Annotated in this window: 13 protein-coding genes; 3 read left to right on the top strand and 10 right to left on the bottom strand. The window is 44.2% G+C overall.

What is annotated here, in order from left to right:
* Positions 1-104: 104 nt before the first annotated feature.
* The 3 genes from IBX48_RS08580 to IBX48_RS08570 all read right to left on the bottom strand — a co-directional run bounded on the left by IBX48_RS08580 (position 105) and on the right by IBX48_RS08570 (position 1,780).
* Positions 105-512 carry a DUF4168 domain-containing protein gene (locus IBX48_RS08580; RefSeq protein WP_296833246.1) on the bottom strand — a complete coding sequence of 136 codons (408 nt, stop codon included), beginning with the start codon at positions 510-512 and terminating at the stop codon, positions 105-107.
* A 133-nt stretch (positions 513-645) separates the two neighbouring features.
* On the bottom strand, positions 646-954 hold the full coding sequence (locus IBX48_RS08575) for a BolA family protein (RefSeq protein ID WP_296833244.1): 309 nt from the start codon (positions 952-954) through the stop codon (positions 646-648).
* A 19-nt stretch (positions 955-973) separates the two neighbouring features.
* A complete protein-coding gene (locus IBX48_RS08570) occupies positions 974-1,780 on the bottom strand; it encodes an ion transporter (RefSeq protein ID WP_296833241.1) in 807 nt (268 codons plus the stop codon).
* Positions 1,781-1,956: 176 nt separating this feature from the next.
* Here IBX48_RS08570 and IBX48_RS08565 point away from each other — a divergent pair, with 176 nt between their 5' ends.
* A complete protein-coding gene (locus tag IBX48_RS08565) occupies positions 1,957-2,208 on the top strand; it encodes a 2Fe-2S iron-sulfur cluster-binding protein (RefSeq protein ID WP_296833238.1) in 252 nt (83 codons plus the stop codon).
* A gap of 82 nt (positions 2,209-2,290) precedes the next feature.
* On the opposite strand, the gene IBX48_RS08560 is transcribed toward IBX48_RS08565, so the two are convergent.
* From IBX48_RS08560 to IBX48_RS08530, 7 genes are all read right to left on the bottom strand, one after another.
* Positions 2,291-3,259, bottom strand: a complete 969-nt coding sequence (locus tag IBX48_RS08560; RefSeq protein ID WP_296833234.1) for a phosphate ABC transporter substrate-binding protein PstS family protein — start codon at positions 3,257-3,259, stop codon at positions 2,291-2,293.
* A gap of 212 nt (positions 3,260-3,471) precedes the next feature.
* Entirely contained in the window at positions 3,472-4,809 is a 1,338-nt protein-coding gene (gene phoR / locus IBX48_RS08555) for a phosphate regulon sensor histidine kinase PhoR (RefSeq protein WP_296833231.1), read from the bottom strand.
* Positions 4,810-4,825: 16 nt separating this feature from the next.
* Positions 4,826-5,521 (bottom strand): phosphate regulon transcriptional regulator PhoB, encoded by a 696-nt coding sequence (gene phoB, locus IBX48_RS08550; protein WP_296833228.1) that lies wholly within the window; start codon positions 5,519-5,521, stop codon positions 4,826-4,828.
* Between the two features lie 50 nt (positions 5,522-5,571).
* Positions 5,572-6,309 (bottom strand): phosphate signaling complex protein PhoU, encoded by a 738-nt coding sequence (gene phoU, locus IBX48_RS08545; protein ID WP_296833225.1) that lies wholly within the window; start codon positions 6,307-6,309, stop codon positions 5,572-5,574.
* A gap of 49 nt (positions 6,310-6,358) precedes the next feature.
* The gene (gene pstB, locus IBX48_RS08540; RefSeq protein WP_296833222.1) at positions 6,359-7,177 is read right to left on the bottom strand and encodes a phosphate ABC transporter ATP-binding protein PstB; all 819 of its coding nucleotides are present in this window, start codon (positions 7,175-7,177) and stop codon (positions 6,359-6,361) included.
* Positions 7,178-7,246: 69 nt separating this feature from the next.
* Entirely contained in the window at positions 7,247-8,893 is a 1,647-nt protein-coding gene (pstA, locus tag IBX48_RS08535; RefSeq protein WP_296833219.1) for a phosphate ABC transporter permease PstA, read from the bottom strand.
* Between the two features lie 19 nt (positions 8,894-8,912).
* Positions 8,913-11,183 carry an ABC transporter permease subunit gene (locus tag IBX48_RS08530; protein ID WP_296833216.1) on the bottom strand — a complete coding sequence of 757 codons (2,271 nt, stop codon included), beginning with the start codon at positions 11,181-11,183 and terminating at the stop codon, positions 8,913-8,915.
* Positions 11,184-11,517: 334 nt separating this feature from the next.
* Between IBX48_RS08530 and glnA the strand changes: the two genes are divergently transcribed.
* Together glnA and IBX48_RS08520 are read left to right on the top strand one after the other, a co-directional pair.
* On the top strand, positions 11,518-12,924 hold the full coding sequence (gene glnA / locus IBX48_RS08525) for a type I glutamate--ammonia ligase (RefSeq protein WP_296833213.1): 1,407 nt from the start codon (positions 11,518-11,520) through the stop codon (positions 12,922-12,924).
* Positions 12,925-13,079: 155 nt separating this feature from the next.
* The coding region (locus tag IBX48_RS08520) for a lysophospholipid acyltransferase family protein (protein WP_296833210.1) at positions 13,080-14,160 on the top strand (1,081 nt) is incomplete at its 3' end.

Raw genomic sequence — 14,160 nt, 5'->3', positions numbered from 1 at the left:
AATTTCGCACTCCATACCAGACCTAGCCTACACTTTTTTGAGTTTTCTGGAAACAAAAAAAGGGGCCGAAGCCCCTTTAGAAGACGAACATAAGCTATCGCGGATTATTGAGATTGAACTTCTTCTACTTTTTGCTGAACCATTGCAAGGAACTGCTGATCTTGCTGCATTAAATTAATCATGCCGCTGTATTCATTAACGCTTAAACCTTCGGCTGAAATAATTTCAGTGGCTTCTTGCTGGAACTTAGCATTCACCTGCTGTAAAAGCTCATCGTTCACTTCGTTTGCTGGACGCTCCGACAATTCGGCTTGTAAGCCTTGTTTGACTTGTTCTACCTTGACTAACGACACCGCAAATTTTTCGACTTTATCGTCAGATGGCGTATTTTGTGGCATATGCTGCTGCATTCCCGCTGGGGCTGGTTGTTGATTTTGCTGGGCTTGCGCTATCGCATTGGTTGCCAATACAGATGAACTCAAAACGATGGTAGATAAGAATAACTTAAACATACTTCTCCTTAAGGTTATTGGCCTTTATCAAGGCTTGAACACATTCAAACATATCTAAAACTCGATCGTCAAACCGAGTTCAAATCCGCTCACCCTATTCAACAGCGCAAAAACCCCACAAAGTTGCACATTCTTAAACCTTATTTTGCCCCGCACATAAAGGCGAATCTGGCACGAGCCCACCCTGATTTTTCCACTCATCTAATGTAAAGGTATGCAGCGCTAACGCGTGGATTTGAGGCATTTCGTTGACCAGCACTTTGTACACCATTTGATGGCGTTTGACTCGGCTGACATCCACAAAGTCATCGGACACCAACACCAACTTAAAATGCGACTCAGTCGCTGGGCCAGCATGCATATTACTTTCATTTTTGATGTCCATCACCCAAACAGAAAATGTCTGTTTGATCGCCAATTCAATTTGTTGTTGCATGTTCATAAGCCAACTCCTATTGGTTTTAAGACGACTTTTTTGGGTCGGTTTGTTGTAAAAGTTGATCCAGCTTGCGATGCAAGTCCGATACTTCATGATGCAAATCTTCGATACTTTTGGCTTCTTCATCTAAGCTTTCATGTAATCCTTTATCCATACTTTTGCGATGTTCTTCATCTAATACCGACACCACGATACCAATCATCATATTTAAAAATATGAAAGTCGACATAAAAATAAAGGTCAAATAATAGATCCAACTGTAAGGATACACCTCCATGGTTTCGTACATGACATCGGTCCAATCTTCAAATGTCGCCACTCGGAACAACGTTAACAGAGCGGCGCCCAAATCCCCCCACAAAAACTCATTAATGGGGGCAAATATGAAACTACCCACCACCGCATAGAGATAAAAAATCACAAACATTAACAAGGCGACATAACCAATACGCGGAATCGCAATTAATAACGCGTTCACCAACACCCGCATTTCCGGGATAAATGAAATCAAACGCAATACACGGAACAAACGCAACATCCGCGCTAACAAGGCATATTCTGAGTCATTGATCGGGATCAAACTCACCACCACAATGGTAAAGTCAAAAATGTTCCAGCCTTTTTTAAAAAAATCCCAAAAACGGCGTTCCGCAGCCATGCGTACCAATATTTCGAGTAAGAAAAACAGCGTGACCGTTACATCTAAGAACGCCAACAAATTCAATACATTAGGTGATATGTCATAGGTTTTAGCGCCAATCACGACGGATGACAACACAATCACCGAAATAACAAACCATTCAAAGGCTTTATTATCTCGAATTGCCATAAGCTTCACCTGTAAGCTCTGCCAAGAATTAAACACTAGGTTTCGCATGATGTTTCTCTCAAAATTAAAGTTGCGCTATTGTACTCAATCCATTCAAATTGCACGCACTCGAATGATTAAATAAATAAATTTTTGCTAGAATAAGGTTTTATTTATGACTTTCAAGAGGAACAAACATGGCGACCATTACAGTAATTGGCCAAGGTACCTGCGAATTTGACGGCGAATTCTCATTATTAGAAGCGCTCGACGAACAAGGTTTTGATATGCCCTATAGCTGCCGTGGCGGTAACTGCGGTGCGTGTGAAGTTAAATTGGTTTCGGGTGAGGTGGAATATATTCAAACCCCCGCTTACGATTGCGATAAAGGTTATGTATTAACCTGCAGTGTGATCCCGCTGGGGGATGTCGAAATCGAAATCCCCTGATAAACTCGATTTTTTGCACTTAAATTTTAGACCAAAAAAACCCAGCCAAGGCTGGGTTTTTAATTACCGAAAAACTATAACTTTAGTTTAGCTTTTTCAACTCACGATCAGCGGCCGCTTTAGGAAGGGGTACATAACCGTCACGGTAAACCACTTCTTGACCCTGCTTAGTTAGAACCATTGTCATGAACTCTTTAACCGCTGGATCCATGGCTTTGTTTGGTGGATTATTTACATAAACATACAACAGACGGGCTAATGGGAATTTACCAGAAGCGGCATTTTCAGGTGAAGACGCATAGTAAGGCTCTCCTTCACGTGCCGCTAAAGGCACAGAACGTACGCTTGAAGTCACATAACCCACACCAGAATAACCAATACCGTTAATTGACGCTGAAACACCTTGAACCACAGAAGCTGAACCTGGTTGTTCGTTTACAGAGTTCTTGTAATCACCACGGCATAATGCATTGGTCTTAAAGTAACCGTAAGTACCTGATACCGAGTTACGACCATACATTTGGATAGAACGGTTCGCCCATTCACCTTTTAGGCCGGCTTTACCCCAGGTATCTATATCGTTACGCGCACCACATTGGCGAGTTGATGAGAAAATCGCATCCACTTGCTGCATGGTCAAGCCCTTAATGGGGTTGTCTTTGTGAACAAATACCGCTAACGCATCAATCGCGACACCAATCGCTGTTGGCGCATAACCGTGACGCTGTTCGAAGGCCGCGATTTCACCGGCACGCATCATACGGCTCATTGGCGCTAACTGAGCGGTACCTTCTGTGATTGCGGGTGGTGCAGTAGAAGAACCGGCACCTTGAACCTGTACGTTAACATTAGGATAGAAACGGTTAAATTCTTCAGCCCATAAGGTCATCATGTTGTTCAAAGTGTCTGAACCAACTGAAGTCAAGCTACCAGAAACGCCCGAAGTACGCTTGTAATCAGTAAGAGCAGAATCAACATTCGCCATCGCTGGCTGAATGGCTAAAGTGGCGGCGGCTAAACCCATAGCGACCAATAAATTACGTCTTAACATAAATCAAATACTCCTTAGGAGAGATTAAAAATTATCAAACTCAGGAGTTATTTTGGCGAGCGAAGGTAACAGCTTAATGAACGAAACGTGACAGTTTTATGACAGTGGAAAACGCTTAAAATTCGAATAAAAATGTTAAAAAATAAAAACTAGACTTAAGGCCAAGCACCAGGCCTGGTGGTTGGCTGAATACAACTTAAACAAAGTTAATTTTAGGCCTCGACTTCCGCAGCGGGCAACGCCAAAGACAAGGGGAATTCACAGCGGAAAGTTGAACCCACTTTTAATCGGCTTTGCACTACTAATTTCGCACGGTGGCGTTCGAGTATGTGTTTAACGATAGCCAAACCTAACCCAGTGCCACCTGTGCTGCGAGAGCGTGCCGTGTCGATCCGATAAAAACGTTCGGTTAAACGCGGTATGTGTTCGCGTGCGATCCCGATGCCGGTGTCTTTGACTTCATACACCAAGGCTTGATCCGTCTTAAACCAGCGCACGTTAATACGGCCACCTGGCGGCGTATAACGAATCGCATTCGACACCAAGTTAGTAAACACACTTCGCAAGGGTTCACCCATCCCCATTAAACCTAGATCAGTTTCAATGCTAAACTCGATTTTATGTTTCGCTTCACTTAACTGAACCGCATCCTGCTCCAACTTAGTCAGCATCGCACGCACATTCACCGGCCCAGCATTGACATTTAAATTATCGGACTCAATGCTCGACAGCGTCAGCAGGTCGCCAATAATGTTTTGCATACGTAAGGATTGAGCATGCATTTGATTTAACGGCGCTTGCCAAACTTTTGGGATCGAATCCGGCGCATCCAGCATCAACTCGATATAGCCATTCAATACGGTTAAAGGCGTGCGCAGCTCATGCGAAGCATTCGCAACAAAGTCGCGGCGAATTTGGGATAAATTATGTGCATCAGTAATATCGCGAATAATCAACAAATAATGGCGTTCAAAATAAGGCACGATTTGAGCACTTAAACGACGGGTGCTTTCGGGGCTTACATAAAATTCGACCGTCTCATCAAAATCACCCGACTCCAAATACGCCAACATTTCAGGCTGGCGCAATAAATTCGTCACGTTTTGGCCGACATCGGCTTGTCTTAAGCCCAATAATTTTTCGGCACTTTGATTCACCCACTCAATCCGAAATTTACGCGTTAATGAAATATGCATATCAGGCAATAAATCCATTGCCTGCTGAACTTGCTTGGTCTCGGATCGCAAACGTTTAATGTGACGTTTATCTTGGTAAAGTTTTTCAAAATAGGCGTCATACACCTCACCCCAAATACCAAAAGGGGCTCGGATCGGGCGCGTATCGTGGCTGCGAATCAAACTCACAAAACGCCAAAAGTAATACAAGTTACGTACAATATAAATTGCGAAGGCCAGCAGAAAAGATAAGGCCCAAAGATGGGTACTGAATCCAAAAATAATCGCCAGTATAATCAAACTGGCTAAACCGACTAACTCTTCAAATAAGCGCGTCGATTGCTCAAGTGAGAGCATGGGTTTAAGGCTTAGCATCAATCACCAGGCCTGGTTAGACCGGTTCAGAGAAGCGATAACCCGCGCCACGAATGGTTTGGATATAGTCCTCGGAACCAGTGGGTTCTAATAATTTGCGTAAGCGACGGATATGTACATCCACCGTACGTTCCTCAACCACCACGCTTTCGCCCCAGACTTGATCAAGCAATTGAGTGCGCGAATACACACGATTCGGATGGGTCATAAAAAACTGCATTAAACGGAATTCGGTTGGGCCAAGCTTTACTTCGTCCTCATCAACCCAAAACCGATAACTGCTTAAATCCAACTTTAAATTACCCTGTTTTAAAATATCCGCACTCAAGGCTTGCGGATCTTGGCGACGCAACAAGGCTTTAATGCGTGCGACTAAGGCGCGCGGTGAAAAAGGTTTCACCACATAATCGTCGGCTCCGGCATCAAACCCGGCAACTTGATCGGATTCTTCACCGCGGGCGGTCAGCATAATAATCGGCAAACGGCGGGTTTGATCGTTCTGGCGAATACGTTGCGCCAAACTCACACCGGTCACGCCCGGTAACATCCAATCCAATACCAATAAATCCGGCTCATGTTCCAAAATCATTTTCCAGCCTTGTTCGGCATTCGGCGCTTCCAACACATCAAACTCGGCCGCATTTAAGGTAAAGTTAAGCATATCGCGAATCGCCGACTCGTCTTCTACTACCAGTATTTTAGCTTGAGACATTAAGCCTTCCTTTTATCATGACTTAGTCATAAAACCATCATTTGACTCGGTTAAGAACGAGCCAGCTCGGTTAATACTTCGGTCATACGCTCCGAATCCATATTGCGTAACTCTTGGCCGTTCACCAAATAAACGATAATTTCCGCAATATTGCAGGCGTGATCGGTAATACGCTCACTGGCTTTCAAAGCATAAACCAACTCCAACAAACACTCAACATCGCTATCACTGTCTTTAAAGCGCTCCGTGACTTCCACCACCGCACGTTTATAAATCACATCAACCTGTTCTTCTTCCCGAATAATCGAAACACAACTCGGCAAATCTAATCGTGAAAAAGCGTTTAACACATCTTTTAACATGTTCATGCCGTGGGCCGAAATTTCAATCAGCTCTTTGTAACCTTGCAGGTTAAGACAGGCATCCGACCCAATCTTATCTAAATGCACCACTAACTTGGCAATTTTCACGACTTCATCACCCATACGTTCTAGATCTAGTGCAATACGAATCGCCGAAATGACTAAACGTAAATCAGAGGCCGTTGGTTGCTGGCGGGCCAGCACCCGAGCGCAAAGTCGATCAATTTCAATCTCTTCACGATTGATAAACTGATCCAGTTGAATGACTTCTTTAGCCAAATCAACATCGGCATTTTGTACCGCTGTAAGTGCTGAAGACAATTGTTTTTCAACCATGCCACCCATTTCGAGCACCAGGTTAAACAGTTCTTCTAGATACTGGTTATAGCTTTCTGATACATGTGTTCCAAATTCTTTACGTTTCATGCCACTCACCCTTATATTTTATAAATATTTTTATCGCTATTTTTTTGCCTTAACCATAACGACCAGTTATGTAGTCTTCGGTTCGCTTGACTTGCGGATTGGTAAATAAAGAATCCGTGTCACTGTATTCAATCAACTCACCCATATACATAAACGCGGTGTAATCGGACACACGTGCGGCTTGTTGCATATTGTGTGTGACGATTAAGATCGTAAAATCTTTCTTTAATTCAAAAATCAATTCTTCAATTGCGAGAGTCGAAATCGGATCAAGTGCCGAAGTCGGCTCATCCAGCAATAACACTTCCGGCTGAATCGCAATCGCACGCGCAATACACAAACGTTGCTGCTGACCACCCGACAAACCTAGCGCGTTATCGTTTAAACGGTCTTTGGCCTCTTTCCATAAACCGGCGCCTTTAAGTGCCCATTCCACTGTTTCATCCAAGGTTTTCTTATCATTGATACCTTGAAGGCGTAAGCCGTAAGCGACGTTTTCATAAATCGACTTGGGAAACGGATTGGGTTTTTGGAACACCATGCCAATTCGACGACGAATTTCAGCCACATCCAGTTCTTTGGCGTACATATCCATCCCCCGCAGATACATTTTGCCGTCGGTTTTCACAATATCAATAAGGTCGTTCATGCGGTTGAAACAACGTAACAAGGTGGACTTACCACAACCCGATGGACCGATAAACGCGGTTACACGGTTTTCCGGCACGTCCATATTGACGTTTTTTAACGCCTGCGTTTTGCCATAATAAAGGTTCCAATCTTTCACTTGAATCGCCATTTTTTCTTCGGCTAACGACATGCCTCGGTGATCATGGCCCATTGCAACGCTAATGTTTTTTTCGCTCATAACTTTATTCCTTTTTAATTCGTGCTGTTTGCACAAGCACCAGGCCTGGTGCTTGCGCTCAATTCAATATTAATTATCTAGTGCTTTATATTTCTCACGCAGGCGGTTACGTATCAAAATCGCCGCTAGGTTTAAGGAAACAATTAACACCACAAGTAACAAAGACGTGGCATAAACTAAAGGCTGCGCCGCTTCTACGTTCGGGCTTTGAAAGCCGACATCATAAATATGGAAACCGAGGTGCATAAATTTTTGGTCTAGATGTACAAAGGGAGGATTGGTGGTCACCGGTAACTCAGAAACCAACTTCACCACCCCAATCAACATCAAAGGTGCAACTTCACCCGCGGCACGTGCCACCGCCAGGATTAACCCCGTCATAATCGCCGGTGTGGTCATCGGCAACACAATGCGCATAATCACTTCAGCTTTGGTTGCACCGAGGGCTAAACCGCCTTCTCTAAGGGCGCGTGGAATGCGGGATAAACCTTCATCCGTTGCCACAATTACAACCGGTAGCGTTAACAACGCCATGGTTAAAGAGGCCCAAAGCAACCCTGGGGTGCCGAAGGTGGGGTTGGGTAAAGCGTAGCTATAAAACATCTGGTCAATCGAATAACCCAGTACATAAACAAAGAACCCAAGACCGAAAATACCAAACACAATCGAAGGCACACCGGCGAGGTTATTGATCGAGATACGAATGAGCCTAAGTAGCTTGCCTTCTCTGGCATATTCGCGCATATAGATAGCCGCGATAACGCCCATCGGAATAACAAACAAGGTCATTAAGATCACCATAGTAAGCGTACCGACAATCGCGGGGAATACGCCACCTTCGGTATTGGCTTCACGCGGGTCATCGGATAAGAAGTTTTTAATCGATCCGAAAAAGAAACTGACCTTTTGCCCAAAATGCATTTCGTTCGGTTGCCAGTTGTGAACAATTTGGCTTAAGTTGACCTTAACCTCATTATCCTTTCCAACCAGCACTTTAATGTCACCCAGTGCGCTTAATTCTTTGCGGTAAGCATCCAGCTCTTTCTGCAACACCCCAAATTGATCATGTTTTTCTTTACGTTGAGCATCAAAGTCAAGCCGCATCGGCTCGGTGAATTCCCCACGCTGTTCAAGCTTTCGCTGTTCATAACGCAAGCTTTGCAGTTCGTAGTTAATCCGACCGATAATGCCACGCTCAATATGGTGAATTTTTGCGCGTATTTTCTGCCCTTCTTTTATCTTGTTTTTGAGAGTTTTAAAGACTTGTTCACGCTCTGTGATTTGGGTTTCAGCATCTTCAAAGCCGATAATATGACCATACATATTACCCCACTCATAACGCTCAATAACGCTAATACCTTCTGACTTCTGCCAACTCTCATCAACGATGGTATCCTCATCAAACCATCTAAAATCTATGCCATAAACATCACGATTCCCCATTTTTATCAGAACTTGGGGTTCACGCAAAACCACCCCCGGGGTTTCAGGGTTTCGTGTTTCACGGAAACGCGTATCGTGAACTTCGCCTTTAATCGTCTGAACTTCACCGTTAGGCTGGCTGACTTGAAACTCATAAACCGGGTGCGGCCAAAAGTGGCTTAAACCACGAAACGCAATCATTATTAGTAAACCAAATACCAGTACTACTGAGATACTGGTGGCCGAGGCACTAAACCAAACCCAGTGTTCACCTTTCTTAAACCATGATTTCATTTATACATTCCTTTTATGCTTAAAGTGAACCGTATTTACGGCGCATACGTTGGCGCACCACTTCGGCTAGGGTGTTAAAGAAAAAGGTAAAAATAAACAGTACCAAACCTGCTAAGAACAGCACACGATAATGAGTACTATCGACTTCGGTTTCGCCCATTTCGACCGCCAAGTTAGCGGACAGGGTACGCATACCTTCAAATAAATTTACATCCATCAAAGGGGTATTGCCCGACGCCATTAACACAATCATGGTTTCACCGACACCCCGCCCGAAGCCCAACATAATGGCGGAGAAAATCCCCGGACTCGCGGTTGGTAACACCACACCGGTCATGGTTTGCCAACCACTTGCACCTAAAGCATAAGAGCCGTTAACTAGGTAACCCGGCACACTGTAAATCGCATCTTCGGCCACCGAGAAAATCGTTGGGATCAACGCAAAACCCATCGCAAAACCAATAACCATCGCATTACGTTGGTCATAATTAATTCCAGCGGTTTCGGTTAACCAACTGCTCATATTGCCACCGAAAAACAGGTCTTGTATTGGATTACTTAAGGATAAGGCGAACCAACCCAGGAAGGCAATCACCGGAATCATAATCAACACGCGGCGACCAATCGGAACCAAAAGCCGGTATTTATCAGGAAGTTTTGACCAGGCAAAACCAAAAGCGATAATGCCGAGCGGCACAATCACGACTATGGCAAAAAAGCCCGGCAAGTTTGCCTCCATGTAAGGCGCTAACCAAAGACCGGCTAAAAAACCCAAAATAACGGTTGGCAAGGCTTCGATTAATTCAACCGACGGTTTAATCCATTGACGGGTTTTTTTATCCATAAAGAAGGCGGTATAGATGGCCGCAAAAATTGCAATCGGAACGGCAAATAGCATGGAATATAAAGCGGCTTTAATCGTGCCAAAGGTCAGCGGTGTTAATGAAAATTTAAACTCAAAATCATCCCCGGCTGATGATGACTGCCAAGTATGAGTGGGTTCTTCATAACCTTCGTACCAAACCTTGTTCCACAAACTGCCAAACGATACTTCAGGATGCGGGTTATCAATATCAAAGCTGATTAATTTGCCCGACTGGGTTTCAACCAATACACCATTAGAACGCGGTGCGAAACGGATAAAATTTAATGCATCACCTGAAACCTGATTGCTACGCAGATGACGATGAGAGGTAGAATAAAATAAATTGAATTCGCCGGACGCATCCCCCACCGCAAAGCCTTTACGCGTATCCTCCATTCCCAGCGCAGTAATCGGTTGATCACTACGTTGGAAATCACGAATTTCTTGTAAGGCAAAATCGTTATTTTCATTTCTGACTGGGAACCATTGCACAATGCGTCCAGTGTCTGTCCCAAACATCATTGAAAAATTGCCGTTTAAAAAACGCACACTGCTGATCGTTTCGTCGGGCTTAATAACACGGACTTTTTCTAATAGTTCAGGTTGGTGAACATTGGCAATCGAATAATACTCAGCCAACCCTTGGTTATTCACCAGAACCAAGTCACGCATGCGCCCACCTAACAGCAGGTGATCGGCTTTAAAATCAATATTGATTGAACTTTGCTGGTCGCGATCTAACTCAACATCATCCGACAAAAAAGAACTACGCTTGCGGAAGGTGTGAATCGTCAGTTCATTAGAAAACGCCGCCTGTGCAATAATCATCATGCCGCGATCTCCATCACGAACCGCGAGACGCTGAATCGATTCAGTTAGTAATTGCTTACCTTCTCGACCATAAGGCCATTCAACCACAGGCATGACTTGGCGCTGGTTGTTCGGATAAGTAATCTCAAATTTAATTCGACCAATTAAAACACGCCCATCTGACAAACCGAATGCAAACTCGTTGGTTGCTTCGTTGATTAAACTAAAGCTGGTGACCTGGGCAGCACCAACTGGCGCTTTCTTATCGAGTAAAACTTCCGCATTCTCTGTTGAAAAGCCCAAAATTCGTCCATTTTCGATGATTCGAACGCCAGATTCTTTATAGTCATCAATCGCATAATGCAGGGTTTTATATTCGATGCCCCCCGGTACAGACATTTCGCTGCGTTTTTCCATGCTTGCCGGGGTGAAAATAGGTAATACGACGTACATTAAGAAAAACATAATCAGAAACACGGCAAAAATGATGCTCACGCCACCAACGCTGATACCATATCTGGCCGCATGATCTTTCAGCCGGCGTCGCATCATGCGCTTTTTAAACGTGGGGCCGCTCAGCGTTTCATGTAAAGCTTGCTTAGTCTGTCCGCTCATAGTAGAAGTACCCTTGCTGAATTCGTTCAATTTATAATTCGTGCGCACACTATAACCAGCGAATATTACAGTTTTATTGCAATGCGTCATAAACCCGAAAACAATCAAAACTTGACCCAAACCCTTTGCACCAACATGACAAAGAACCTGCACCAAATACAAACAAACCACCTAATCCAGACTAAATAGTCCAAATAACAACACTAGACATTTAACCAACAAAAACAGCCACTTAAGAAATTATAATTTTTGTCTCGCAAACTGGCATGGTTCGCGCTAATATTTGCTAAAGAAATTATCAACACATATAAAAAACCAACGAAGGATAATCGCTATGCCTCAAACAATTATTGACCTTATCAAAGAACAAGATGTGAAATGGGCTGACTTGCGTTTCACTGACACCATCGGTAAAGAGCAACATGTCACCATTCCTGCTCACGAAGTTGATGACGAATTTTTTGAAGACGGCCACAACTTTGACGGTTCATCTATTCGCGGTTGGAAGGGCATTCAAAATTCCGACATGGTGTTAATGCCACAGACTGATAGTTTTTATTTGGACCCATTCACCAACGACCCTACTATCGTAATTCGTTGCATGATTGTTGAACCTTCGACACTTGAACCCTATGAAAAAGATCCACGTGGCATCTCTAAAAAAGCCGAGATTTATTTACAATCTACCGGCATTGCCGATACCGCTTTCTTTGGCCCTGAGCCAGAATTCTTTATCTTCGACGACATTCGTTGGGGTGCAGACTTGTCTGGTTGTTTTGTTAAAATTGATGGCAACGAAGCGGCCTGGAATACCGAAAAAGTTTATTCAGACGGCAACATGGGGCACCGTCCTCGTGTTAAAGGTGGCTATTTCCCAGTCCCTCCGGTTGATCAGTTACATGAAGTACGTGCTGACATCTGTGCGATGGCTGAAGCCATGGGGCTTAAAATTGAAGCCCACCATCACGAAGTGGCCGCCGCTGGTCAATGTGAGTTAGCGGTAGCAGGTAACACCCTAACCAAGAAAGCTGACGAAGTTCAAATCCTAAAATACGCCGTACACAACACCTGTCACGCTGTTGGCAAAACCGCGACCTTTATGGCAAAACCAATCGTAGGTGACAACGGTTCAGGCATGCATATCAACATGTCTTTAAACAAAGGCGGGAAAAACATTTTCGCAGGTGATGTTTACTCAGGTTTATCACAAGAAGCCTTGTGGTACATCGGTGGCTTGATGAAACATGCGCGTGCTTTGAACGCCTTCACCAACCCAGGCACTAACTCTTATAAGCGTTTGGTTCCAGGTTTTGAAGCGCCTATTTTATTAGCTTACTCTGGCTCAAACCGTTCAGCTTCGATCCGTATTCCATACGCACCGTCTGAGCGTGCACGTCGTGTGGAGCTACGTTTCCCAGACCCAACGGCTAACCCTTACTTAGCGTTTGCGGCATCATTAATGGCCGGCCTTGACGGCATCCTTAACAAAATCGATCCGGGCGAGCCTGCAGAGAAAGATCTGTATGACCTTCCGCCAGAAGAAGAAGCGACTTATAAAACAGTATGTGCTTCGCTTGAAGAAGCCCTGGCTGCACTTGATGAAGATCGTGAATTCTTAAAAGCCGGTGGCGTGTTTACGGATGCGGCGATTGATTCTTACATTAAGCTAAAAATGGAAGAAGTCACACGCATGCGTGCAACCACTCACCCAATCGAATTCGACATGTATTACTCTTTGTAAGGATTGTAAACATCGAGAATGATTCACCTAAAACCCGCTTCGGCGGGTTTTTTTGTTTTAAACCCTTCCCAGTAACCTCAAGACCTAACTATTCTTAAATCATAAAACCCTCACATGGGCGTCACATATTCGTCATATTACTAGCGCATAATCCGATGAAATTAGTAATCGTGAGAATCCGCATGCTTAACCTAGAAGCCAGCCTGCAACAACACTTTCCAGACTTAACCGCCAGGCCTGGTGCCAAGATGATTATGAAGCTGCTAAAAGCCCTAACCCACCAAGATGAAATTAATCAGTTTATTGAAACCCATCAACACTTACGCGGCTTTGCATTTTTGGACAAGGTACTAGAGCACTTTAACTTCAGTTACCAAATAAATGCACGCCAGCTTTATTCGATCCCCTCAGAAGGCAAAGTCATTATTATTGCCAACCACCCGATAGGTTCATTAGACGGTTTGGCATTGCTTAAGCTGGTACGCACCGTGAGACCCGATGTTCGTATTGTGGCTAACGAGCTGTTGGCACAACTTGAACCAATTCGCTCACTGTTTATTTCGGTCGACAATTTATCCAGCAAAGCGTCACACAAAGCCCAATATAAAACCATGTTAAATGCGCTTGAAGATGAGCAGGCCTTAATTATTTTCCCAGCAGGAGAAGTCTCGCGCATTCGCCCGAATGGCGTGCGTGATGGCAAATGGAAAACCGGGTTTTTACGTTTGGCCGAAAAAACCAATGCACCCATTTTGCCTATTTTGGTTGAAGCTCGAAACTCGGCTTTATTTTACAGCCTATCCGCCATCTACAAACCCATCGGCACCATGATGCTGGTGCAGGAAATGTTTAACAAAGATGACCAAGAAATCAGCTTTCACATCGGCAAACCAATCAAATGGAAAGCCGTACAAGCCTTAAACCTAGACAAGAAGCTATTATCCGCCCGCTTCCGTAAACATTTATACCGCTTAGAGAAACCCAAAAAACTGGCTAAAAACCCGTTGTTTGATGGCGAAATTACGGTTGCTCATCCGGTTGATCGTAAAGCGCTTAAACAAGCCTTAAAAAAAGCGCAAAAACTCGGCCAAACCAGCGATGGCAAAATTATTTACCTATACGACTATGAAGAAGATTCGCCAGTGATGCACGAAATCGGCCGCTTACGCGAACTCAGCTTCCGCACCGTGGAAGAAGGCACTGGTACCAGCCTGGATTTAGATAAATACGATACTT

Source organism: Thiomicrospira sp., from assembly GCF_014859555.1.
Taxonomy (GTDB): domain Bacteria; phylum Pseudomonadota; class Gammaproteobacteria; order Thiomicrospirales; family Thiomicrospiraceae; genus Thiomicrospira.
Note: the sequence above shows the minus strand (reverse complement) of the source record. Positions and strands in the feature narration are given on the sequence as shown.

Bases quoted from the DNA above. Each gene is read 5' to 3' on its own strand.
- IBX48_RS08580 (WP_296833246.1), bottom strand. From the start codon at position 512: ATGTTTAAGTTATTCTTATCTACCATCGTTTTGAGTTCATCTGTATTG.
- IBX48_RS08575 (WP_296833244.1), bottom strand. From the start codon at position 954: ATGAACATGCAACAACAAATTGAATTGGCGATCAAACAGACATTTTCT.
- IBX48_RS08570 (WP_296833241.1), bottom strand. From the start codon at position 1,780: ATGGCAATTCGAGATAATAAAGCCTTTGAATGGTTTGTTATTTCGGTG.
- IBX48_RS08565 (WP_296833238.1), top strand. From the start codon at position 1,957: ATGGCGACCATTACAGTAATTGGCCAAGGTACCTGCGAATTTGACGGC.
- IBX48_RS08560 (WP_296833234.1), bottom strand. From the start codon at position 3,259: ATGTTAAGACGTAATTTATTGGTCGCTATGGGTTTAGCCGCCGCCACT.
- phoR (WP_296833231.1), bottom strand. From the start codon at position 4,809: ATGCTAAGCCTTAAACCCATGCTCTCACTTGAGCAATCGACGCGCTTA.
- phoB (WP_296833228.1), bottom strand. From the start codon at position 5,521: ATGTCTCAAGCTAAAATACTGGTAGTAGAAGACGAGTCGGCGATTCGC.
- phoU (WP_296833225.1), bottom strand. From the start codon at position 6,309: ATGAAACGTAAAGAATTTGGAACACATGTATCAGAAAGCTATAACCAG.
- pstB (WP_296833222.1), bottom strand. From the start codon at position 7,177: ATGAGCGAAAAAAACATTAGCGTTGCAATGGGCCATGATCACCGAGGC.
- pstA (WP_296833219.1), bottom strand. From the start codon at position 8,893: ATGAAATCATGGTTTAAGAAAGGTGAACACTGGGTTTGGTTTAGTGCC.
- IBX48_RS08530 (WP_296833216.1), bottom strand. From the start codon at position 11,183: ATGAGCGGACAGACTAAGCAAGCTTTACATGAAACGCTGAGCGGCCCC.
- glnA (WP_296833213.1), top strand. From the start codon at position 11,518: ATGCCTCAAACAATTATTGACCTTATCAAAGAACAAGATGTGAAATGG.